We start from the raw sequence: 22,442 nt of genomic DNA, 5'->3' as shown, positions 1-22,442 counted from the left end.
CCATGGCTCTGCCGCGCGCCGGACCGGGGCCGTGCGCGTTCACCCGTCCGTCGTGGCGGCGGCCATCGGCTTGACCTCGCGGTAGTAGCGGACGGCGCCGGGGTGCAGCGGAGCGGGCGCGGTGTAGACGGCGGTGCGCTGGTGCAGGTGCCGTGCCTCGGCGTGCGCCGCGGCGAACTCCACGCGCGCCTCGAACAGCACGCGGGTCAGCCAGTACGCGTCCGCCTGGGGCATGCGGTCGTTGACCACCAGCAGGTTGTGGATCCCGGCGGTGGGGACGCTGCCCTGGCTGAGGTGGTAGGTCACCGACGGGATCGTCTTGCGGACGTAGACGCCCTGGTAGCGCCGTTGCAGGATCTCGACGTGGTCGCCGAGCGGGATGATGTGGATGGGCCGCAGGTCGGCCAGCCCGGCGATGGCCGGCGTGGGCAGGCCGCCGGAGAAGAAGAACGCCTGGATATGCCCGCCCAGCAGCGCCTGCACCGAGTCGGCGACGCCCAGGCGGGCCAGGCTCGGGCGCGCGAAGCCGCCGACGGCCAGCACCCGCTCGGCGACCAGCTCGGTCCCCGAGCCCGGGGCCCCGGCGCTGACATGGTGCCCGGCCAGGTCGGACAGGTGGTCGATGGAGGTGCCGCGCAGGCTGATGAGCTGCACGTAGTCGTCGTAGATCTGCGCGAGCGCGGAGATCTTCATCGGCCGCTGGAACGGCGGCAGCCCGAGGAGCGCGAGGGCGACCGAGTCCAGGCTGGCGAAGGCGACGTCGGCCGCGCCGTCGGCGACCAGTCGCAGGTTCTCCACCGACGCGGCGGTGGCGCGGACCTCGGTCTGGCAGCCCCACTGGTCGTGCAGGTGGTGCGCCAGCGCCCGGCCCAGCTCGTAGTACACGCCGCCCTGGCCGCCGGTCGCCACCACGACCCGTCGCAGTGGTGGCCTCTCGTCGGAGCAGCCGTAGAGCGGCAGGACCAGCGGCAGCGCCAGGGCGCTGCGCCGGGCTAGAAGCGGGGTGAGCCGCATGGCCTCTCCTCAGGAAGACGCGTCGCCGCTCGGCAGCGGCAGGCGGACGCGGGCGTCGACGCCGGACGGCTCCGCCCCGCGCAGCTCGAACCGTCCTCCCATGCGGGAGACCAGCGTGGCGCAGATGGCGAGGCCGAGACCGGAGCCTGGCCTGCTCTCGCTGCCCGGTCCGCGCCAGAAGGGGTCGGTGGCGCGGGTGATCGCCTCGGGCGGCATGCCCTCGCCGTCGTCGGTGACCCGGATGACCACCCACCCCCGCTCGCCCGCCCCGGCGCCGCCTCCGCACGGCCCGCGTTCCACCGAGCCGCCGGGGTCGGCGGGCTCCGCCGTCGGCTCGAGGTCCACCCGAACGGTCACGGTCGTCCCGTGCCCGCAGAACTTGATGGCGTTCTCGATGAGCGCGTCCAGGACGTGGATGAGCATGCCGCTGCTGGACACCGCCCGCGCCGACGGCTCTCCGGTGCGGCGCAGGCGCACGCACCGCCGCGCCGCCACCGCCTCCCAGGTGAGCACGCGCTCGGTGGCGATCGCGCCCACGTCCTCCACGCAGGTGGTGACCGTGTCGGACTCGGCCCGGCCGAGCGCGAGCAGGCCGTCGCAGATGCCGGTCAGCCGGTCCACCTCCTCCAGCGTCTCCACCAGGCGCGCCTCGCGGGAGGAGTACTCCTCGCACAGGCCCTCGAGCTGGAGCCGCAGCACCGCCAGCGGGGTGCGCAACTGGTGGCTGGTGTAGGAGATGAAGGCGCGCTGCTTGTCGATGAGCAGCTCGATCGTCTTGGCCATCGTGTTGAACGACGTGGCCAGGTTGCGCAGCTCCGGCGGCCCGGTGGAGGCGTCGGTGCGGCGGGTCAGCTCCCCGGCGGTGATCGCGTTCGCCGCCTGGTCGAGCTGGCTGACCGGGCGCAGGATCCAGCGGACCATGGGCTCCATGACCAGCCGCGCCAGCCCGAGCAGCACCAGCCCGCCCATGAGCAGGAGCGTCCACCAGCTCAGCGTCTCCATGCGGGCGTGGCCGGTGGGGGAGATCGTGGCGGCCGCCCCGACGGTCTCGCCGTCCACGACGATGGGCACGGCGACGACCAGGGAGGACACGTCCCAGGGCCAGATGAGCTGGGGTGAGCTGGCCCGCTCGCCCGACAGGGCCGTCTCGATGTCGTCGCGCACGTCGTCTCCGAGCCCGGTGCCGCGCCGGGTGTCGGCCTCGATGCGGTTCTCCCGGGACACCAGCACCGCGCGCACGCCGTACAGCAACTGGTAGCGGTCCAGGTCGGCGGTGATGTCGGTCATCGGCCGGGTGGCGGAGGCCGGCTGGGCGAGGTGGGCGAAGCGCTCGGTGTCGCTCTGCCTGTCCAGCACCATGGTCTGGGTGTCGGTCTGGGCCGTCATCATCGCCGCCGGGATCTCCAGGCAGAACAACGTGAGCACGATGCAGGAGAGGAAGATCACCACCAGGCGTTTTCGCACGGCTCGCCCGATCTCGAATCCTTGGCCGCGCGCGTGGGCTCGGGAACGGAGGGCACGATGATGCGGTAGCCCACCCCGCGGACGGTCTGGATCACGTTGGGCGCGCCCAGCTTGGCGCGCAGGTTGGTGATGTGCACGTCCAGGGTCCGCCGCGCCGCCTGGCCGGTGTCGTTCCAGATCTCCCGCAGCAGGTGGTCGCGGCTGACGATCTCGCCGGGGCTCGCGATCAGGCGGGACAGCACCGCGAACTCCTTGCGGGTGAGGGCCACCGGGTGCCCGGCGCGGTGGACGGCGTGCGCGACGTGGTCCACCGCGACGTCACCGACCGTGACGGCGCCGACCATGCCGGTCCTCGGCCTGCGCATCACGGCCTGCATCCGGGCCTCGAGTTCGGCCATGCTGAAGGGTTTCACCAGGTAGTCGTCGGCCCCGGTGCGCAGGCCGAGGATCCGGTCGTGCTCGGTGCCGCGGGCCGAGAGCATGATGATCGGCACATCGCTGAACTCGCGGATGGAACGGCACACCTCCAGGCCGTCCTCATCGGGAAGACCCAGGTCGAGGAGCATCAGGTCGTACCCGAACGCCTGCCGCGCCGCCGCGCCGGACGCGGCGTGCACGACTTCGTGGCTATGGTTCCTCAACAACGAGCCGAGGGCTTTTGCCATGCGTTCGTCGTCCTCAATCAGAAGAACCCGCATGTCGCCCCCAGTTATGAATGCGAACTCATCATCCCATACTGGTATATGTTCCTGTCCAAGACCATGATCTTACGCCTTAACTGATCGTCAGATCACAACGTCAACCGAATGGTCTTCGGTTGACGGGCGCGCCGCTCGTACGCCCGATGCCGCCGCCGGTCGCGAAGTACCTGGCCAGCGGTCCCGGCGACCGGCTCGCCACCACCGGCCCGCGCGCGCCCCTCCGCACTCTGGGGCGCGCGGCCCGTGCCGGCCGGTCGCCAAGAGGCGTCAGATCACCCGTTGTCCGTTTTGTCGGCCAGGAGATATACGAGGCGCGCTCAAAATACCGCCGCTTCCAGGTGCGCGTGACACGGCCGTGACCAACCAGTCCACATATCTGGAAAGGTCGGTATATCGGATGCCACACACCGTTAAACCACCGCCACCGATCACACATGACGTCCCCGGTGCAATACCTCTCGGCAGGATGAGGCGAATCAAAAAGATTGTCGGTGAGCGCGCGAAGCGATCGCTGCACGTTTCATCGGGCACGACGGCACGGGCACGCCCGAAGCAGCGTGTCCGCCGTCCGCGACGTCCCGCCCGGCGAACCGGCGTTGACCATCCGGCGACGCGCGGTGACAATCAGGCGCCACCCGGCACCGCACCCACCCGGCGTCCCCCGCGACTTTCCGTATCCGGCACCTCCACCCCGGCGACCTCGCACCTGGGTCGGCGCCGGAACCGGATCCCCATGACACGGCGCTCCGTTACATCGCACCCCATGACACGCACCCCATGACACCGCCCCCCGTGACACCGCACACCGTGACACCGCACACCGTGACACGCACCCCGTGACACCGCACCTCGGTGATCGACCATCGCTCTCGCACTGGAGGTCCACCATGCAGGCCGAAACGCAGGCCGGTTCCCTTCCGACGCGCCGCCGACGCCGGGAGGTCCTCCTGGCGCTCGCGCTCGCCGCGTCCGGTGTCACCGCCACGACCCTGACCGCGACAGGACCGGCCTCCGCCGCGGCCGGATGCCGGGTCTCCTACACGGTGGCCAACTCGTGGCGCGGCGGCTTCACCGCGAACGTCTCCATCACCAACCTGGGCGACGCTCTGACGAGCTGGCGGCTGACCTGGTCCTTCACCGCCGGGCAGACCATCCTCTACAAGTGGAACGCCGTCTACACCCAGACCGGCGGCGACGTGACCGCCTCCAATGTCTCCTACAACGGCTCCCTGGCCACGGGCGCGAGCACCTTGATCGGCTTCATCGCCGACCAGCCCGGGGCCAACCCGGCGCCGTCCTCCTTCGCCCTCAACGGCGTGGTGTGCGCCGGCCCGCCCGTGCCCACCCCGTCGCCGACCGGCGACCCGGTCCCGCCCGTCCCCACGCCTTCGCGCACCCCCATCGGCGACCCGGTGCCGCCCACTCCGAGGGGTCTCGCGTGACTCCGACGGATCTCACGTGACCACGACCGGTGTCATCGTGGTCCGGCGCGGAACGCCCGGCGATAGGCGCCGGGCGTCGTGCCAAGGGCGGTGAGGAAGCGCCTGCGCAGGTTGGCTACGTGTGGTCGGCCGTCCAGGACGCCCCGGTCCGCGAACTGTTCCCCGGCAACGGGGCTCAGCGCGGGAGGGAGCGGGCGAGGCGGAAGCCGACGTCGTCGATGCGCAGCGTCGGGTGGCTGCGGCGCCGTACCGAGGCGCGGCAGCTCCAGTGCTCGTCGAACCACCCGCCCCCGCGCAGCACCCGGTAGGTGCCGTAGACCTCGGGGTCGTAGAGGTCCCAGCACCACTCCCAGACGTTGCCCAGCATGTCGTACAGGCCCCACGCGTTGGGACGCCTGCCGCCCACGTCGTGCGGTCGTTCGCCGGAGTTGCCGCGATGCCAGGCGATCTCGTCCAGCGTCCCGTACCGGGCGCCCGTCGTGCCGGCACGGCAGGCGTGCTCCCACTCGGCCTCGGTCGCGAGCCGGTAGCCGCCGGAGGCCGGCTCCCACTCGGCGCCCTCCTCATCGCCATGGAGGCGGTAGGAGGGCGCCAGTCCCTCGCTCTCGGACAGGGTGTTGCAGAACCGGAGCGCGTCCCACCACGACACGCTCTCGGCGGGCGACCGGTCGCCTCGCGCGGCGCCCGGCCGCCGGCCGGTGACCCGCGCGTACAGCGCCTGGGTGACCGGGACCGCCGCGAGCTCGAAGGACGCCACCTCGACCGTCCACTCGCGCCGCGTGCGCCGGTCCGACAGGGTGACCCGCCCCGGCGGGACGGCGAGCATCCCGGTCCGCTCGCTCACCTCCATGGGCAGGCGCTCCCGTCGCGGCCCGGCCCCGGCGGCGTGCGGGAAGAGTGTTCTCCCGGCGTCCGGCCGGGCCTGCGTGCCTTGTTCCGCCGGGGACGGACCCTCATCCGAGGAACCCGGCGGTGGTCGCCACGAAGCGGCCGGGGTCGTCGAGCCACGGGAAGTGGCCGCCCCCGCGCTGGACGACCAGCGTGGCGCCGGGGAACAGCGCGGCGACCTCGGCCATGGCGGACGGCGGGGCGGCCACGTCCGCCTCCCCCGCGAGCAGCAGGACCGGCGCCTGGAACCCGGCGAGCGCCGCGCGCGTGGCGTCAGGATCGAAGGCGCCCTCGGCGGCGTAGACGCCCGCGGCCTCGTCGTTGCGCTGCCCGTCCTCGGCGGCGTGGTGGTCCTTCGCCTCCGCGTCCCACCTGCCGTACCAGAAGGGCACGATGGCCTCCCAGTCGTGGGCGGTGGCCTTGCCCTCGGTGACCCTTTCCAGGGCCGCGAAGGCCTCGGGGAACCACGGCTCGCCGGCGCGGAGCCGCGCGGCCTCGCGGCGGTCGTGGCCGGTCACGGCGACGCCGACGGCCATGGTGCTCGGGGTGATCAGGGCGAGCCCGCTGACGCGCTCGGGATGGCGGGCCGCGTAGAGCACCGCGAGGTTGGCGCCGGCGGAGTGGGCGAGCAGGTCCACCTGGTCGAGCCCGAGATGCTCGCGGAGAGCCTCGACGTCGTCGACGAGGCGGTCGCAGCGGTAGGTGGCGGGGTCCGCGGGCGTCGCCGACCCGCCGGTGCCCCGGAGGTTCACCATGACCAGCCGCCGGTGGGCGGACAGGCCGCCGAGGTCGGAGAGGTAGGCCGGGTCCTGCATGGGACCGCCGGGCAGGCAGATCACCGGAGGTCCATCGCCGTGAACCTGGAAGGCGACATCGAGACCGTCGTACGCGGCGAAGGTAGGCATGGCCGAATCCTCCCAGCCCCCGGCGCCAGGGTGATGCGGCGGGTGCGCCGAAGGTCAGGGCCCGGGAAGGCGGCCGCTTCTGGCGATCGCGCCGTACACGTGGGCGCTCGGCTTGACCGTGCGGGCGAAGGTGGCCCGGTCCACGGCGATGAGCCCGAAGGTCGGCCGGTAGCCGAGGAGCCATTCGAAGTTGTCCAGCAGGCTCCAGTGGAAGTAGCCGCGGACGTCGGCGCCGTCGTCCATGGCGGCCTTCAGCGCCCGCAGGGCCCGCGTGAGGTACTCGGCGCGGCGGGTGTCGTCGGCGGTGGCGACGCCGTTCTCGGTCACCAGGATGGGGGTGCCCCCGGTGACCGTCGCGGCGTGCCGGACCGCGCCACCGACGGCCTCCGGGTAGTACTCCCAGCCGATCTGGGTGGTCTCCGCGCCCTCGGGGACGGGGAGCGGGCCGTGCGGTCCGATGAGCTCACGGGTGTAGACCTGCACGCCGACGAAGTCGTCCCCCTTGGCGGCCTCCAGGAAGACGTCCTGCCGGGGACGGGCCCACGCCGCGGCGGCCTCCTCGGCGCCCTCGACGGGCTGGTGGTCGACGACGCAGACCGTCCAGCCGCACGCCGGCCCCGGCACCGATCTCAGCACCTCGACGGCTCGGCGATGAGCCGTGATGAACGCCTCGGTGACGGCCGGGCCGGGCGCCGCGGGCGCACCGGCCGCCGCGCGGGCCGGGGCCAGGTCGTGCTCCAGCATCGCGGCGAAGTTGGGCTCATTGATGGTGCAGACGTGGCCGACGCCTTCGGAGACGATCGGCAGCACCGCCTCGGTGAAGCGCGCGAAACGGGCGGCGGCTTCCGGCCCGGTCCACCAGCCCGATCGGCGGAACCAGCGCGGGACGGTGATGTGCTGGAGGGTCACCACGGGGGTGACGCCGCGTTCGTGGCAGCCCTCCACGACGCGCCGGTAGTGGTCGATGGCCGCCCGGGAGAACCGCCCCTCCTCCGGCTCGACGCGGCTCCATTCGATGCTGAAGCGGTAGGCGTTGAGCCCGATGCCCGCCAGCAGGCCGACGTCCTCGCGCCAGCGGTGGTAGCCGTCGCAGGCGTCGCCGCTCGGCTCGGCGAAGACGCTGCCGGGGGCGTGCTCCATCTCCCAGAAGTCGCTGGCGAGGTTGCCGCCCTCGATCTGGTGACCGGCCGACGACGCGCCCCACAGGAACTCCGGCGGGAAGGCGCTCAGGTTGGGCATACCTGGTGCTTAGACGCGCCCCGGACGGCTGTCAACCCGGAAGCGCGGGCAGCTGGAGGACGGCGCGGCCTTCGGCGGGCTTGCGGGGGCGGCCGGGGCGGCGGTGCCAGCGGGCGGCGAAGGCGGCGATGTCCGCCCGGGCCCACAGCTTGCCGGCGGCCAGGACGCAGAGCGGCGCGGGGAAGTCCGGCCGTTCGGCGAGCTGGTGCACGCGGGCCCGGGAGACGCCGAGGATCTCCCCGGCCTCGACGGCGCCGACGAGGTCGCGGCGGCCCGGGTCGCGGCGGGCCAGCTCGGCGAGCGCCGCCAGGAGCAGTTCGGCGGTCTGCCAGTCGCGGCGGCCGTCCTGGCCGAGTTCGACGGCGAGTTCGGTGACCTCGGCGGCGGTGTGGCCGAGGGCGACGGCGACGGCCCTGGCGGAGATGAGCAGGTCACGGCCGCGCGGTGTGTTCGTGGCGTCCACCATCGCAGCGTCTCAAAACCATAGAAACATCGCAAGGTTTGATCTCTCACCGACGGCGGACACAGGGGTGCGGCCTGCCCGGACACGGGGTGGAGGGCTGGTGCGCCCGGCGCCGGACGCCTCCTCGGGCAGGGGCGCGAGCGGCCCGTTCGGGGTGGGCGCCGGGGTGTCGTTGACAGGGCCGGGGGCCGGAGACCAGACTTTGGGGGCACTATAATGAACATCTGTTCGCCAGGCGAACACTCTCACGATCATCCGACAGCGCGTCGAGAGGGCTCTGGCCGCGACGACGCGAGGACGAGGGACATTGGCTGACATCCGTACGCTCCCGGAAGCGGTGGCGGAGCTGATCCACGACGGCGACGCGGTCGCGATGGAGGGCTTCACCCACCTCATCCCCTTCGCCGCGGCCCACGAGGTCATCCGGCAGGGGATCACCGACCTGACGCTGATCCGGATGACCCCCGATGTGATCTACGACCAGCTCATCGGCGCCGGGCTCGTCAGGAAACTGGTGTTCTCCTGGGGCGGCAACCCGGGCGTCGGCTCGCTGCACCGGTTCCGGGACGCGGTGGAGAACGGCTGGCCCCGCCCGCTGGAGGTGGACGAGCACAGCCACGCGGGCATGGCCAACCGCTACGTCGCCGGGGCCTCGGGGCTCCCCTTCGCCGTGCTGCGCGGCTACCGCGGCACCGACCTCGCCGGCCGCACCGACACCGTCGCCACCGTGACCTGCCCGTTCACCGGCGAAGAGCTGGCGGCCGTCGCGGCGCTCAACCCCGACGTCACCGTCATCCACGCCCAGCAGGCCGACCGGGAGGGCAACGTCCAGCTCTGGGGGCTCACCGGGGTGCAGAAGGAGGCCGCGCTCGCCGCCCGCCGGGTGCTGGTCACCGTCGAGGAGATCGTCGAGGAGCTGCGGCCGCGCCCCGGCGCCGTCGTCCTGCCCGGCTGGGCGATCACCGCGGTCGCGCCCGCGCCCGGCGGCGCCCACCCCTCCTACGCGGCGGGCTACTCGGTCCGTGACAATGACTTCTACCAGGCGTGGGACCCGATCTCCCGCGACCGCGGGAGGTTCACCACATGGCTCAGGGAGAACATCACGCACGACGCGCCGGCTCCCGCGAGCCAGGACGCCCCCACCCGATGACGGCCCGCACGATCCCCGGCGGCACGGCCGCGACGCGAAACAGCCCGCGCCCGATGACGGCCCGCACGATCCGGAGCGGCACGGCCGCGCAGAGCGAAGGAGCCCGCGCCCGATGAGCGACTGGACGCCGGACGAGGTGATGACCGTCAACGCGGCCCGCGCCCTGGCCGGGGCGCGCACCTGCTTCGTCGGCATCGGCCTGCCGAGCACGGCCGCCAACCTCGCCCGCCGCACCTGCCGACCCGACCTCGTCCTGATCTACGAGTCCGGCGCGCTCGGGTCCAAGCCCGCCCGGCTGCCGCTGTCCATCGGGGACGGCGAGCTGGCCGACACGGCCGACGCGGTGGTCTCGGTCCCCGAGGTGTTCAACTACTGGCTGCAGGCGGGGCGCATCGACGTAGGGTTCCTCGGCGCCGCCCAGCTCGACCGGTTCGCCAACATCAACACCACCGTCATCGACCGCGGCCCCGGCCGGCCCGAGGGACGGCTCCCCGGCGCGGGCGGGGCGCCGGAGATCGCGGCGAGCTGCCGCGAGGTGTTCATCGTGCTGCGCCACTCGACCCGCAACTTCGTCGACCGGCTCGACTTCACCACCTCGGTGGGCCACGGGACGGGGCGCGGCGACCGCGAACGGCTCGGCCTGCGCGGCGGGGGGCCGGTGGCCGTCATCACCGACCTCGGCGTCCTGCGCCCGGACCCGCGGACCGCCGAGCTGGTCCTGACCGAGCTGCACGCCGGGGCGACGGTCGAGCAGGCCCGCGCCGCCACCGGCTGGCCACTGAAGACGGCCGACCACGTCGCCACCACCCCGCCCCCCACCGACGCCGAGCTCACGGCCCTGCGCACCCTCAAGGCCGCCTGAGATGCCGGCCGCGCCCGGCGCCAGGCGTTCCCGGCCGTCCGTCCACCCGTCTTCACAAGGAGGGCCGCGCATGAGTCTCCTGACCACCGGCAAGAGATCGGTGCGCCAGTGAGCGAGGTGTACATCGTCGACGCCGTCCGCACCCCGTTCGGCAAGTACGGCGGCGCGTTGTCGAAGGTCCGCCCGGACGACCTGGCCGCCCACGTCGTCCGGGCGATCGCCGGCCGCAGCCCCGACCTCGACCCCGCCCGCATCGACGATGTGTTCTTCGGCAACGCCAACGGGGCCGGCGAGGAGAACCGCGACGTCGCCCGCATGGCCGTCCTGCTGGCCGGGCTCCCGGTCACCGTCCCGGGCACGACGGTCAACCGGCTGTGCGGCTCGGGGATGGAGGCCGTCGTCCAGGCGGCCCGCGCCGTCGCCGCCGGGGACGCCTCCGTCGTCGTGGCCGGCGGAGTGGAGTCCATGTCGCGCGCGCCCTACGTCCTGCCCAAGCCCGAGCGGGCGTTCCCTGCGGGGCACCAGGAGATGTACTCCACCACGCTCGGCTGGCGCATGGTGAACCCGCGCATGCCCGCCGAGTGGACGGTCGCGCTCGGCGAGGGCGCCGAGCTGATCGCCGGCAAGTACGGGATCAGCCGCGAGCGGCAGGACGCCTTCGCCCTGGCCAGCCACCAGAAGGCGGCCCGCGCCTGGCGGGAGGGCGCCTACGCCGGCGAGGTAGTCCCCGTGGAGGGCGTGGAGCAGCCGCGCGACGAGGCGATCCGCGACGACACCTCGATGGAGTCCCTGGCCCGGCTCGCGCCGGCCTTCCGCCCCGACGGCGGCACCGTCACCGCCGGGAACTCCTCGCCGCTCAACGACGGCGCGGCGGCGCTGCTGCTGTGCGACGAGGAGGGGTTGCGGGCCGTCGGACGCGAGCCGCTCGCCCGCGTCCGCGCCTCCGCCGTCACCGGCGTCGAGCCGCAGTACTACGGCCTGGGCCCCGTCGAAGCCGTCCGGCGGGCGCTGGCCCGGGCGGGCAAGGGGTTCGGGGACCTGTCCGTCTTCGAGCTCAACGAGGCGTTCGCCGCGCAGGCCCTCGGCTGCCTGGCCGAGTGGCCGGGCCTGGACCCGGCCGTCGTCAACCCCCGCGGCGGCGCCATCGCCATCGGCCACCCGCTCGGCGCCTCCGGGGCCCGCCTGGCCGGGGCGGTCGCCCACCAGCTCGCCGCCGCGGGCTCCGGCACCGGGCTCGCGGCGTTGTGCATCGGCGTGGGACAGGGCATCGCCCTGGTCCTGGAAAGGTAGCGACAGACACATGCCCACCACCCCCGAGCCGTCTTCCGCCGTCCCCGCACCGGCCGGCGGCGCGCGCGAGGCCGGCCCGCCGGCCGGCGGCGCCGCGCCGGTCACCCAGGAGATCATCAGCGCGGAGATCACGCAGGCACGGCAGGACTACGTCAAGGCCGTCGAGGACGGCGCGGCCCGCCGGGACCACCCGGCGCGAGGTTATCCGCCCTACCGCAGCAGCCTGCTGCGTCATCCGCGCCACGACCTGGTGGCGGTCGGCGACCCCGAGGCGGTGGAACTGAGCGGCCCGGTGTTCGGCGTCACCGACGTCACCGACCTGGACTCCGACCTCACCGGTCAGCATCACGGGGAGCCGCTGGGCGAGCGCATCCACCTCACCGGACGGGTGCTCGACGGGAACGGCCGGCCGGTGCGCGGGCAGCTCGTCGAGATCTGGCAGGCCAACGCCTCCGGGCGCTACGCCCACCAGCGCGACCGGCATCCGGCGCCGCTGGACCCGAACTTCACCGGCGTCGGCCGCTGCCTGACCGACGACGAGGGCCGGTACGCCTTCACGACGATCAGGCCGGGCGCCTACCCGTGGCGTAATCACGACAACGCCTGGCGGCCCGCGCACATCCACTTCTCGGTCTTCGGCTCCGCCTTCACGCAGCGGCTGGTCACGCAGATGTACTTCCCGGGCGACCCGCTGTTCGCGTTCGACCCGATCATGCAGTCGGTGACCGACGACGCGGCCCGCGAGCGCCTCGTGGCCCGGTACGACCACGACCTGTCGACCCCGGAGTGGTCGCTCGGATACCACTGGGACATCGTCCTGTCCGGCCCGGCCGCGACCTGGACCGAACCGGCCTGATGACCCGCCCGCGCTCGCCCTTCTGCTCAGGCCCCCGCCGTTCACGGCCCGGCGCCCACCTGTCCCCTCTGCCCGCACCCCCGTCCATCGTCCGGCCCATCGAGGAGGCCCCATGACGCGGCAGCCCACCCCGTCGCAGACCGTCGGCCCCTTCTACGGCTACGCACTGCCGTTCGCCAAGGGCGAGGACATGGCCCCCACCGGGCATCCCGGCACGGTCACCGTCCACGGCCGGGTGTTCGACGGAGCCGGGTCGCCCGTCCCGGACGCGATGCTGGAGTTCTGGCAGCCCGCCGCCGACGGGTCGCGGGCGGGAGCTCCCGGGTCGCTGCGCCGCGACCAGGTCACCGGCGCCGTCATCGGCCGCACCGGGGTCGACTTCACCGGGTTCGGGCGCGTCGCCACCGACGCCGACGGGCACTACGCGGTGCGCACGCTGCCGCCGGGCGGCGTGCCGTACATCTCGGTGTGCGTCTTCGCCCGCGGCCTGCTGCACCACCTGTTCACCCGCGTCTACCTGCCCGACCTCGCCGACCCCGCCACCGAGCCGCTGCTGGCGTCGTTGCCGCCGGAGCGGCGGGCCACGTTGCTCGCCGTGGCCGAAAGCGAGAAGGTCTACGGGTTCGACATCCGCCTGCAGCACGACGGTGTCCACGAGGAGACGGTGTTCCTTGCCTTCGACTGACCGGCCAGGCCCCGGCGAACCGGCGACCCGCCCGGCCCCGGGTGCCGCCGCCTCCTTGGAGACCCCGTCCGATCCGGTCGGCCCGTCCGCGACCGCCGGCTCGGATTGGGCGGATGTGGGGTTGCTCGCGCCGGTCTGGGCGGGTTCGCTGGTCGAGGCGGCGACCGGGGACGCCGCGTTCGTCCGGGGCATGCTGGACGCCGAGGCGGCCCTCGCCCGCGCCCAGGCGGCGGTCGGGCTGGCCCCCGCCGCCGCGGCAGCCGCGGTGACGGCCGCGGCGGCCGAGACGGCGCGGTACGACGTCAGGGACCTGGCGTCGCGGGCCCGCTCCGGCGGCAATCCGGTCATCCCGCTGGTGGCCGACCTCACCGCCGCGGTCGCGGCGCGCGACTCGGAGGCCGGCCCGTACGTCCACCGCGGCGCCACCAGCCAGGACATCTGGGACACCGCGCTGATGCTCGTCGCCGGCCGCGCCCTCGAACCGGTGCTGGCCGACCTCGGGCGGACGGTGCGGGCGCTGGCGGAGCTGGCCACCGCGCACCGCGACACTCCGATGGCGGGCCGCACGCTCACCCAGCACGCGGTGCCGACCACGTTCGGCCTCAAGGCCGCCGGCTGGCTGACCCTGGCCGCCGGCGCCCGCGACCGGCTGGCCGCGGTGCGCGCGAGCCTGCCCGCCCAGCTCGGCGGCGCCGCCGGCACCCTGGCCGCCTTCCACGCCTACGCGAGCGTGCGAGCCGGAGCCGCCCATCGGGAGGGTGACGTCGGGGTGCGGCTGCTGGCCGCCTTCGCGGCCGAGACCGGACTGGCCGAGCCCGTGCTCCCGTGGCACACCTTGCGGGCGCCGATCGCCGACCTCGCGGGGGCGCTGGCGTTCACCGCGGGCGCGCTCGGCAAGATGGCGGCCGACGTGCTCGTCCTGTCGCGCACCGAGGCCGGGGAGGTGGCGGAGGGCCAGGGCGGCGGATCCTCGGCGATGCCGCACAAGTCCAACCCGGTGCGCGCGGTGCTCATCGCCGCCGCGGCGCGGCAGGTCCCCGCGCTGACCGGCGTGCTGCACGGCTCGCTGGCCGCCGAGGACGAGCGTCCGGCCGGCGCCTGGCACGCCGAGTGGCAGCCGGCGCGCGAGGCGGTCCGCCTGGTCGGCGGGGCCGCCCGGGAAGCCGCGGAGCTGGCCGAGGGGCTCCGGGTCCACCCCCGGCGCATGAGCGACAACCTCGGCATGACCGGCGGCCTGGTGGCGGCCGAGCACCTGAGCATCGCCCTGGCCGCCTCGATCGGCAGGGACCGCGCGAAGCGGGCGGTGACCCGCGCCTCCCGCCGCGCCGCCGAGGAGGGCATCGACCTGGCCGACGCCCTCGCCGCCGAACCGGACGTGGCGGCCCTCCTGACCCGCCATGACGCCCTCACCGCCGAACCGCACGTGGCCGCCCCGTCCCACCAGGACACCGCCGCCTGCGGGCGAGACGAGGCGCCTCCAGGAGATGACGCCGGGCCGTCCAAGGAGAACCCCGGGGCACCTGGGGAAGACGACGGACCGTCCGACAAGAACACCAGGACACCCGGGGAAGACAGCGGACCGTCCGACAAGAACACCAAGACACCCGGGGAAGACGACGGACCGTCCGACAAGAACACCGGGGTGTCGTGGGAGGAGTTGCGGGCGCTCGCCGACCCGGCGCGGTACCTGGGCTCCGCCGGGGCCCTGGTCGACCGGGCCCTCCGCACCATCGAGAGGACGTCATGACCGCCGCCGCGCCGCGCCCGCCGGCCCACCGGGTGGACGGGGCGGACTCGGCGCCGCCGCTGGTCCTCGGGCCCTCGCTGGGCACGAGCCTCGCCGTCTGGGACCCGCAGGTGCCGGTGCTGGCCCGCCACCACCGGGTCGTGCGCTGGGATCTGCCCGGGCACGGCCGCTCCCCCGCCGATCTGCTGCCCAGCACCGCGCCGGGCGCCACCACCGTCGCCGACCTCGCCCGCCTGGTTCTGCACCTGGCCGACGCGCTCGGCCTGGACGCCTTCGCCTACGCCGGGGTCTCGCTGGGCGGGGCCGTCGGCGCGTGGCTGGCCGTCCACCACCCCGAGCGGGTCACCTCGCTCGCCCTGGTGTGCTCCTCGGCCCGGTTCGGCGAACCGGAGAGCTGGCGCGAGCGCGCCGCGCTGGTGCGGGCCGAGGGCACCGGCCCGGTGGCCGACGTCGCCGCCGCGCGGTGGTTCACCCCGGCGTTCGCGCGGGCGCCGGCGGCCCGGGCGCTGACCGAGGACCTTCGCGCCGCCGACCCGGAGGGCTACGCGGCCTGCTGCGACGCGCTGGCAGCCTACGACCTGCGCGCCGATCTGCCGCGCGTGACCGCGCCCACGCTGGTCGTCGCGGGACGCGACGACCCCGCCACTCCGCCGCGCCACGCCCGCGAGCTGGCCGACGGCATCCCGGGAGCCTCGCTCACCGAGGTGGGCCACGCCGCCCACCTGGCCGGCGTCGAGCGCCCAGGACCCGTCCTGGCCGCCCTGCTCGCCCACCTGTCCCCCGCCCCGGACACCGATCACGGGCTGGAGATCGCTTCCGCCCCGGACATCGCTTCCGCGACCGTCCCTGCGACCGCGCCCGCCGCACCTGCCGCCCGGAGCGTCGCCGCGCCCGTGGAGCATGCAGGCCCCGTGGATGCCGGGGCGCGGTACGCCGAGGGGATGGCCGTGCGGCGTGCGGTCCTGGGAGACGACCATGTCGACCGGGCCATCGCCCGCACGACGGACTTCACCGCGCCGTTCCAGGACTTCATCACCCGCTACGCCTGGGGGGAGATCTGGACCCGCCCCGGGCTCGACCGGCGCGCCCGCAGCTGCGTGACGCTCACGGCGCTGGTGGCGCGCGGCCACCTGGAGGAGCTGGCCATGCACGTGCGCGCGGCGCTGCGCAACGGCCTCAGCCCGGAGGAGATCCGCGAGGTCCTGCTCCAGACGGCCGTCTACTGCGGCGTCCCCGCCGCCAACAGCGCCTTCGCCGTCGCCGACCGGGTGCTCGGCGAAGAGGCGGGACAGCCTCCGCCCACCACCGGCTGACCAGGCGGGCCGGCCGCCCCGAGGGAACGCCGGCCTGACGGGCCGCTCCAAAGTCCACCGAAAGCTTGCGGAGCGGACCGGAGCCGACCGGGACGGCACGCGCCGGCCGTACGTCTCGCCGGCGGACGGCCGGGACCGGTGCCCCGCTGGTCGACAGCTCGGACCGATGTCCCGCCGGTGCACGGCCAGGACCGGTGTCCCGCCGGTGGACGATCGAGACCGGTGTCCTGCTGGTCGACAGCCCGGACCGATGTCCCGCTGGTGCATGGCCCGGACCGATGTCCCGCTGGTGCACGGCCAGGACCGGTTTCGCGCTGGTGGGCGGCCGGGACGGGTGTCGCGCACGGATGGTCCCAGTTATGGGGATATAAAGCCCTTCATCCGATATACCGTGCAAATGGCCCGTCGGCGCCATACCCCTTTTGCCGTATTAACCGGCAGTCGCCATAGTTGGCCCCATTAATCATCTGTGTTGCCGCCGCAATATGGGGGTAGTTCAGCTATGTGCCGCCATTATGGTGATACAAAGCGCAATTCGCTGCCTTAACTAATTGGGGGGTAGTTAGGTGATTATCTCACCTGAGAACAGGCGGTCCTTGATGCGAAGGATCAACGGCCGGTCCCTGTCCGTGTACATCGGCGCGGCGATGACGGCCGGGGTGCTCATGGCGCCGGCGCTTCCCGCGCAGGCCGACTCGCACCCCGGCACCTCCGAGGACGGCTCCCAGGTCGACTTCGCGTTCCCGTCGGCGCCCGAGGGCGGAGGCGGAGGCGAGGTTCCCGAGAAGAAGCCCAGAAAGGAAGTCCGCAAGCACTACGTCAAGCGCCCGCACAAGCACTACAAGCAGCACGCCTACAAGCCCGAGCACGGCAAGACCGACGTCTACGACGTGTACGGCGGGGGCGGCGGCGGAGGCGGCGGCCGCGGGCACCACGGCCACCACCGGCACTACCACAACGGTCATTTCGCCGATGACATCTACCACACGCGGCACATGCGCCGGTTCCACAGCTTCAACGAGGCACGCGAGTCGCTCCGGCGAGACGCGAGGGACTGGTTCCGCCACAAGCCGGAGAAGGCGCACTCGCACGAGGTCCACGTCAAGCACGAGAAGCCCGTCGCGAAGAAAGACGCCGCGCGGAGGGTCGAATAGGGTCCACAGGGACAAGCCCGGGGACACGCCCGGCATCCGGGAACCGGCCGGGCCCACGAGGCCCGGCCGGGCCCCGGCCACCGCGCGGCCGAGGGTCCGGGCGCGGGGCACCGTGAGGGCCTCGTCGCCCACGGCCGGGCGGGCATCACGTCGCGACCGCGTTCACGTCGCGACCGCTTTCATGTCCCGACCGCTTTCATGTCCCGACCTGCACGTCCCGGCACCGTCCACGTCGCGGCCTTGACGTCGCGGCGCCGTCCACGTCCCGGCGCCGTCCACGTCGCGGCCTTCACGTCCCGGCACCGTTCACGTCCCGGCCGGTCCGCCATGGTGGACCGGCCGCGGGCCACGCCGGGCGCCGGGCGGCGTCTCGTCCCCATGCCGGGGTCATGGTGACGGCGGCGGGTGACCGGGCAGGACATCCGGGTCAGTGACCCAGGTGGGAGATGCGGTCCTTGAACAGGGTCGTGGCGATGGCCGCCTTGTTGGGCTGGCCGCGCAGGAACGCCTGGGCGAACTTCTTGGCCTGCTGATACTCCACCTTGCCGGGCATGGGCGGCTCGTTCGGGTCGACGTCGACGTCGAGCAGCGCCGGCCCCGGGTGGGCGAGCGCCTCGGCCACCGCGCCGGCGAGCTCGCCGGGGTCTGTGACCTTGCGGCCGTATCCGCCGCACGAGCGCGCCCACCCTGAGAAGTCCGAGGCCGGGGCGCCGAAGCGGACGCCGTGCTCGGGGAACCCGAGGACCATCTGCTCCCACAGGATCTGCCCCAGCGAGCCGTTGTTGTTGACCACGACGGTGATCGGCAGCCCGTACCGCGCGGCGGTGAGGAACTCGGCCATGAGCATCGCGAAGCCGCCGTCGCCCACGAAGGCGATCACCTGCCTGTCCGGGTGGGCGTGCTGCATCGCGATGGCGTACGGCAGCCCGGGGGCCATCGAGGCGAGATTGCCCGACAGGTAGAAGCCGCGGTCGCCGCGAATGGTCCAGTGCCGCGCCGCCCAGGTGGCGATGGTGCCCGAGTCGCAGGTCAGGATCGCGTCGTCGGACGCGGCGCGGTCGACGCACGCCACGAGGTACTGCGGGGCGATCGGGTCGCGGCGGGGCGACTCCAGGTCGGCCATCCGCCGCCGCCAGCCGTCCATGGCCTTCTGGTACTTCTCCAGGTGGCCGCGGTCGTGCTTGCGGGTGAGCAGGGGCAGCAGCGCGGCGAGCCCCTCCTTGGCGTCCCCGATCATCGGCACCTCGGTGGGCAGCCGCGCGCCGGCCCGCGCCGGGTCGGCCTCCAGCTGCACCACGCGCACCTTGCCGGGTTCGGGAAGGTGCTTGGTGTAGGGGAAGTTCGTCCCGACCATGAGCAGGGTGTCGCAGTCCTCGACGAGGTCCTCGCCGGGGCGCGTGCCGAGCAGCCCGATGCCGCCGACCGCGTACGGGGAGTCGTCGGGGATGACGGCCTTGCCGGGCAGGGTCTTGATCACCGGTGCGCCGAGGACGTCGGCGACGGCCAGCACCTCCCGGCGGGCGTGCAGGGCCCCCGCCCCGGCCAGGATCGCCACCCGCTCCCCCGCGTCGAGCACCTCGGCCGCGGCCCGCAGGTCCTCGGCGCGGGGCACGCCCGGAGGGGCGAGGTAGATCGGCGCGGTGCGGGGCGGGGCGCCCGGGCCCATGTGCTGGTAGGGGTCGGCGTCGGCGTCGGCGACCTGGACGTCGTTGGGCACGGTCAGGTGGGCGACCCCGCGCCGGGCGTAGGCGGTGCGGATCGCGAGGTCGACCACCCCCGGGAGCTGGGCGGGGTTGTCGACGACGAGGTTGTACTCGGCGACGTCGGCGAACACCTGGTCCAGGCGCACCTCCTGCTGGTAGGCGGTGCCGAGGACGCTGGTCTCCTGCATGCCGGTGATGGCCAGGACCGGCTGGTGGTCCAGCTTGGCGTCGTACAGTCCGTTGAGCAGGTGGATGCCGCCGGGCCCGGAGGTCGCCAGGCACACCCCGATGCGGCCGGTGGACTTCGCATGGCCGACCGCCATGAACGCGGCCGCCTCCTCGTGGTGGACCAGGACGAACTTGATCCGGTCGGCGTGCCGGCGCAGCCCTTCCATGATGCCGTTGATGCCGTCGCCGGGCAGGCCGTACACCGTGTCGACTCCCCAGGCGATCAGCCGTTGGACGAGTACTTCCGAGGCGATCTGCGTCATACCTCGCGGGATGCCCACTATGGGGGCGCTAAACAACGCGGCGCCATTTCATGACCCACGTTTCACCGCGGCGGGGCTCAGGGAGAGGTGGAAGGTCGCCGGGGTGAGCAGGACTTCGTGCCGGCCGGGGAGCCCGGGGCCGCACGACGCCGAGCCGATGCCCCGCTGGGCCAGGTCGACGTGCAGGTACAGCACGTCCTCCGGCTCCAGGGACCCCTGGTGCGCGGTGCCCGCCAGGCGCCGCGGTGAGAAGCGGGTCGCGGTGAACCCGAAGCGCGGCTCGCCCGACACCCGGATCCCGCCCTCGGGGCCGCGGGGCTCCACCCAGGCGACGTCGAGCCGCTGCCCGTTCTCCTGGGGCCGGGCGTAGGGGGTGTGCAGGTCGGCGACCGCGGCGGTGTGCCTGCCGAACCGGGAGGCCGCCCGGGTGTCGGCGTACGCCTCGCCGGGTCCGCCGCCGAGCCAGGTCACCGAGTCCAGCGCGGCGGGCAGCTCGAAGGTCCAGCCCAGCCGGGCGACGGGGAACGCCCACGCGCCCTGCGGGGTGAGGCTGATCGAGGCGGCGAGGGTGTCCCCGGCGGCGCGCCACCGGTAGCGGGTCAGGACCCCGTCGCGGAGCCCGGCCGCCGCGGTCCTGACGGTGAAGACGACGCCGCCGGGTTCCTCCTGGGCGGAGACGAGCCGGTGGGTGAGCCGGTGCAGGCCGAGCGCCTCCCACATGGCCGCGGTGGTCGCCCCCTCGGGCCGGTGGCCGAGCCGGTCGTTGTCGGTGGGCGCGCGCCACAGCTCCAGCCGGGGGCCGGCGACGGGCATGCCCGCCAGTTCGCGCAGCTCGCCCCGGGTCAGGTCGAAGACGGCGGACCCGAGCCGCAGCAGTCCACCGGCCTCCCGGACGGGCCGCGCACCGGCGGGGGTCACGGCGGTCGGGCCGGTGGGGACGGGCTCGGGCGAGGGGGCCGGGGCGGGGGCGGGAAGGGGGAGCTGGGTGCGGGCGACCACATGGCCGGCGGGGGCCCAGGAGGTGGCGGCGGACAGCCGGGCGGTCACGGTCAGGAAGCGGTCATCCGAGCCCGCGAGGGCCGCCGCCTCCTCGGGCACGTCGAGTTCGGCGCTCTCCCACGGCGCGAGGTCGGGCACGGCGAGCGTCCCCTTGCCCGCCTCGACGCCGCCGGCCTCGACCGTCCAGCCGAACTCCAGGTGGGACAGGCCGACGTGGTCCTGGACGTTGCGCACCCGCAGCCGTCCCGGCCCGGCGGCCTCCACGCGCACGGGCTCGATGACCTTGGCGTACTCCACCATGCCCGGCGAGGGCGTCCGGTCGGCGAACATCAGGCCGTCGCACACGAAGTTGCCGTCGTGCGGCGACTCGCCGAAGTCCCCGCCGTAGGCGAAGATCGGCCTCCCCCGGTCGTCGGCGGCGGCCAGGCCGTGGTCGATGTACTCCCACACGAACCCGCCCATGCACCGGTCACTGGACTCCATCAGCTCGCGGTACGCGAGCAGCCCGCCCGGGCCGTTGCCCATGGCGTGCGCGTACTCGCACAACAGGTACGGCTTGCCGCGCCGGGCGGCGTCCTGGGCGGGGTCGGGCAGCGGCGGCTCCGACCGCGCGGCGACGGCGGCGACCGCCTCGGTGGCGGGGTACATCTGCGACCACACGTCGCTGCAGCGGGTCTCCTGGTCCCCCTCGTAGTGGACGGGCCTCGACGGGTCGGCACGCTTGGCGAAGTCGTACATCGCGGCCAGGCCGGCGCCCGTCCCGGCCTCGTTGCCGAGCGACCACATGACGACGCTCGGATGGTCGCGGTCGCGGGCCACCATGCGGCGCATGCGGTCGACCAGCGCGTCGCGCCACATCGGCTCGGCCGACGGGTTGCCCTGCCATCCCCCGGCCTCGAAGCCGTGGGTCTCCAGGTCGCACTCGTCGATCACGTACAGCCCGTGGCGGTCGCACAGGTCCAGGAAGTGCGGATGCGGCGGATAGTGCGAGGTGCGCACGGCGTTGACGTTGTGCCGTTTGAGGATGAGCACGTCGTCGAGCATGTCCTGGAAGGTGAGCGCGCGCCCGCGCTCGGGGTGGAACTCGTGCCGGTTGACCCCGCGCAGCAGCACCTCGCGGCCGTTCACCGTGAAGACCCCGCCGTCGACGCCGACGCGGCGGAAGCCGACCGCGACCGCCACCCGCCCGGTCTCGGTGGCGACCACCGCCTCGTACAGCCGCGGCGCCTCGGCGCTCCACGGTTCGACGGGGCCGGCCGGGAGGTCCTCGCCGGTGCGGCCGGACAGGCCGAGTTCGGCGATCTCCACCGAGGCGGGCACGTCGCACTCCACGCGCAGCAGCCCGTGGCCGGTGCCCGGCTCGTAGTCGGCGTGCACCACGACGTCCGACGGAGCCCCGGCGGGCAGCAGTTCGAGGGCGACCGAGCGGAAGATGCCGGAAAGCCACCACATGTCCTGGTCTTCCAGGTAGCCGGCCGCCGACCACTGGTGCACGCGCACGGCCACGACGTTGTCGCCCTCGCGGACGTGGGCGGTGACGTCGAACTCCGCGGGCAGCCGCGACCCGACGACCAGGCCCAGCGGGCCGCCGTTCAGCCACACCGCGGCCGTGGAGTCGACGCCCTCGAAGCGCAGCACGACCCGTCCGCCGGCGGCGACGGCGCCCAGCCAGTCCGCGCCCAGCCGGAACCGCCGCCGGTAGGAGCCGGTGGGGTTGTCGCCGGGCACGTGCGGCGGGTCCACGGGGAAGGGGTACTGGATGTTGGTGTACCAGGGGCGGCCGTAGCCGTGGAGCTGCCAGTGGGCGGGCACGGGCAGCTCGTCCCAGCCGCCGTCGTCGAACCCCGGATCGGCGAACCCGGACGGCGCCTCGCCGGGCCGTGCGGCCCAGTGGAACCGCCAGGGGCCGTCGAGGTCCAGGCGCGGGCCCGGGCAGGCCGGCGCGGTACGCGGGGCCCGGGTGCCGACCGGCGGCCCGGTCCAGGTCAGGTAGGGGGGCGTACCCTCGGGTGACAGATCATCGGAGATCAGGGCGGGCAGGTCGCTCGTCACTGTTGGTCCTCTGGTCGTCGGTCG

General features: G+C 73.9%; 18 protein-coding genes. 9 read left to right on the top strand and 9 right to left on the bottom strand.

The window, feature by feature from the left end; translation table 11 throughout:
• Positions 1 to 39 precede the first annotated feature (39 nt).
• Genes ACFQSB_RS12735 through ACFQSB_RS12725 form a run of 3 tightly spaced genes read right to left on the bottom strand, consistent with a single transcriptional unit; the run spans position 40 to position 3,176 of the window.
• A complete protein-coding gene (locus tag ACFQSB_RS12735) occupies positions 40 to 1,014 on the bottom strand; it encodes a TAXI family TRAP transporter solute-binding subunit (protein WP_380826486.1) in 975 nt (324 codons plus the stop codon).
• A gap of 9 nt (positions 1,015 to 1,023) precedes the next feature.
• The gene (locus ACFQSB_RS12730) at positions 1,024 to 2,478 is read right to left on the bottom strand and encodes a sensor histidine kinase (protein ID WP_380826484.1); all 1,455 of its coding nucleotides are present in this window, start codon (positions 2,476 to 2,478) and stop codon (positions 1,024 to 1,026) included.
• Positions 2,457 to 3,176 carry a response regulator transcription factor gene (locus tag ACFQSB_RS12725; protein ID WP_354836429.1) on the bottom strand — a complete coding sequence of 240 codons (720 nt, stop codon included), beginning with the start codon at positions 3,174 to 3,176 and terminating at the stop codon, positions 2,457 to 2,459. The genes ACFQSB_RS12730 and ACFQSB_RS12725 overlap by 22 nt, the downstream gene beginning before the upstream one ends.
• Positions 3,177 to 4,066: 890 nt before the next feature.
• On the opposite strand from ACFQSB_RS12725, the gene ACFQSB_RS12720 reads away from it, so the two are divergent.
• Entirely contained in the window at positions 4,067 to 4,621 is a 555-nt protein-coding gene (locus ACFQSB_RS12720; protein ID WP_380826483.1) for a cellulose binding domain-containing protein, read from the top strand.
• A 175-nt stretch (positions 4,622 to 4,796) separates the two neighbouring features.
• Here the strand turns inward: ACFQSB_RS12720 and ACFQSB_RS12715 are convergent, their stop codons facing one another.
• The 4 genes from ACFQSB_RS12715 to ACFQSB_RS12700 all read right to left on the bottom strand — a co-directional run bounded on the left by ACFQSB_RS12715 (position 4,797) and on the right by ACFQSB_RS12700 (position 8,116).
• On the bottom strand, positions 4,797 to 5,447 hold the full coding sequence (locus ACFQSB_RS12715; protein ID WP_380826755.1) for a formylglycine-generating enzyme family protein: 651 nt from the start codon (positions 5,445 to 5,447) through the stop codon (positions 4,797 to 4,799).
• Between the two features lie 127 nt (positions 5,448 to 5,574).
• Positions 5,575 to 6,414 carry an alpha/beta fold hydrolase gene (locus tag ACFQSB_RS12710; RefSeq protein WP_380826482.1) on the bottom strand — a complete coding sequence of 280 codons (840 nt, stop codon included), beginning with the start codon at positions 6,412 to 6,414 and terminating at the stop codon, positions 5,575 to 5,577.
• A gap of 54 nt (positions 6,415 to 6,468) precedes the next feature.
• The gene (locus ACFQSB_RS12705) at positions 6,469 to 7,653 is read right to left on the bottom strand and encodes a glycoside hydrolase family 1 protein (RefSeq protein WP_380826481.1); all 1,185 of its coding nucleotides are present in this window, start codon (positions 7,651 to 7,653) and stop codon (positions 6,469 to 6,471) included.
• 31 nt (positions 7,654 to 7,684) lie between these two features.
• Entirely contained in the window at positions 7,685 to 8,116 is a 432-nt protein-coding gene (locus ACFQSB_RS12700) for a hypothetical protein (protein WP_380826480.1), read from the bottom strand.
• A gap of 373 nt (positions 8,117 to 8,489) precedes the next feature.
• Here ACFQSB_RS12700 and ACFQSB_RS12695 point away from each other — a divergent pair, with 373 nt between their 5' ends.
• From ACFQSB_RS12695 to ACFQSB_RS12660, 8 genes are all read left to right on the top strand, one after another.
• On the top strand, positions 8,490 to 9,266 hold the full coding sequence (locus ACFQSB_RS12695) for a CoA transferase subunit A (RefSeq protein WP_380826754.1): 777 nt from the start codon (positions 8,490 to 8,492) through the stop codon (positions 9,264 to 9,266).
• A 112-nt stretch (positions 9,267 to 9,378) separates the two neighbouring features.
• The gene (locus ACFQSB_RS12690) at positions 9,379 to 10,128 is read left to right on the top strand and encodes a CoA-transferase subunit beta (RefSeq protein WP_380826479.1); all 750 of its coding nucleotides are present in this window, start codon (positions 9,379 to 9,381) and stop codon (positions 10,126 to 10,128) included.
• A gap of 108 nt (positions 10,129 to 10,236) precedes the next feature.
• Complete coding sequence (locus ACFQSB_RS12685; RefSeq protein ID WP_380826477.1) at positions 10,237 to 11,418, top strand: thiolase family protein; 1,182 nt, start codon at positions 10,237 to 10,239, stop codon at positions 11,416 to 11,418.
• Between the two features lie 10 nt (positions 11,419 to 11,428).
• Positions 11,429 to 12,274: a protocatechuate 3,4-dioxygenase subunit beta gene (gene pcaH, locus ACFQSB_RS12680; RefSeq protein WP_380826475.1), complete on the top strand. Its 846-nt coding sequence runs from the start codon at positions 11,429 to 11,431 to the stop codon at positions 12,272 to 12,274.
• 112 nt (positions 12,275 to 12,386) lie between these two features.
• The gene (gene pcaG, locus ACFQSB_RS12675; protein WP_380826474.1) at positions 12,387 to 12,959 is read left to right on the top strand and encodes a protocatechuate 3,4-dioxygenase subunit alpha; all 573 of its coding nucleotides are present in this window, start codon (positions 12,387 to 12,389) and stop codon (positions 12,957 to 12,959) included.
• Positions 12,946 to 14,706 (top strand): 3-carboxy-cis,cis-muconate cycloisomerase, encoded by a 1,761-nt coding sequence (gene pcaB, locus ACFQSB_RS12670; RefSeq protein WP_380826471.1) that lies wholly within the window; start codon positions 12,946 to 12,948, stop codon positions 14,704 to 14,706. Before pcaG ends, pcaB begins: the two co-directional genes overlap by 14 nt.
• Positions 14,703 to 16,019, top strand: coding sequence for a bifunctional 3-oxoadipate enol-lactonase/4-carboxymuconolactone decarboxylase PcaDC (pcaDC, locus tag ACFQSB_RS12665; RefSeq protein ID WP_380826469.1), 1,317 nt, complete (start codon positions 14,703 to 14,705; stop codon positions 16,017 to 16,019). The genes pcaB and pcaDC overlap by 4 nt, the downstream gene beginning before the upstream one ends.
• 599 nt (positions 16,020 to 16,618) lie before the next feature.
• Positions 16,619 to 17,173, top strand: coding sequence for a hypothetical protein (locus tag ACFQSB_RS12660; protein WP_380826467.1), 555 nt, complete (start codon positions 16,619 to 16,621; stop codon positions 17,171 to 17,173).
• 427 nt (positions 17,174 to 17,600) lie between these two features.
• On the opposite strand, the gene ACFQSB_RS12655 is transcribed toward ACFQSB_RS12660, so the two are convergent.
• Positions 17,601 to 19,367, bottom strand: coding sequence for a thiamine pyrophosphate-dependent enzyme (locus tag ACFQSB_RS12655; RefSeq protein WP_380826465.1), 1,767 nt, complete (start codon positions 19,365 to 19,367; stop codon positions 17,601 to 17,603).
• A 48-nt stretch (positions 19,368 to 19,415) separates the two neighbouring features.
• Positions 19,416 to 22,418 (bottom strand): glycoside hydrolase family 2 TIM barrel-domain containing protein, encoded by a 3,003-nt coding sequence (locus ACFQSB_RS12650; protein ID WP_380826464.1) that lies wholly within the window; start codon positions 22,416 to 22,418, stop codon positions 19,416 to 19,418.
• Positions 22,419 to 22,442 lie beyond the last annotated feature (24 nt).

This window comes from Sphaerisporangium rhizosphaerae (assembly GCF_042665155.1).
In the GTDB taxonomy this organism is placed as follows: Bacteria; Actinomycetota; Actinomycetes; order Streptosporangiales; family Streptosporangiaceae; genus Sphaerisporangium; species Sphaerisporangium rhizosphaerae.
The sequence above is the reverse complement of the archived record's forward strand: the minus strand, read 5'-3'. Positions and strand labels throughout refer to the sequence as shown.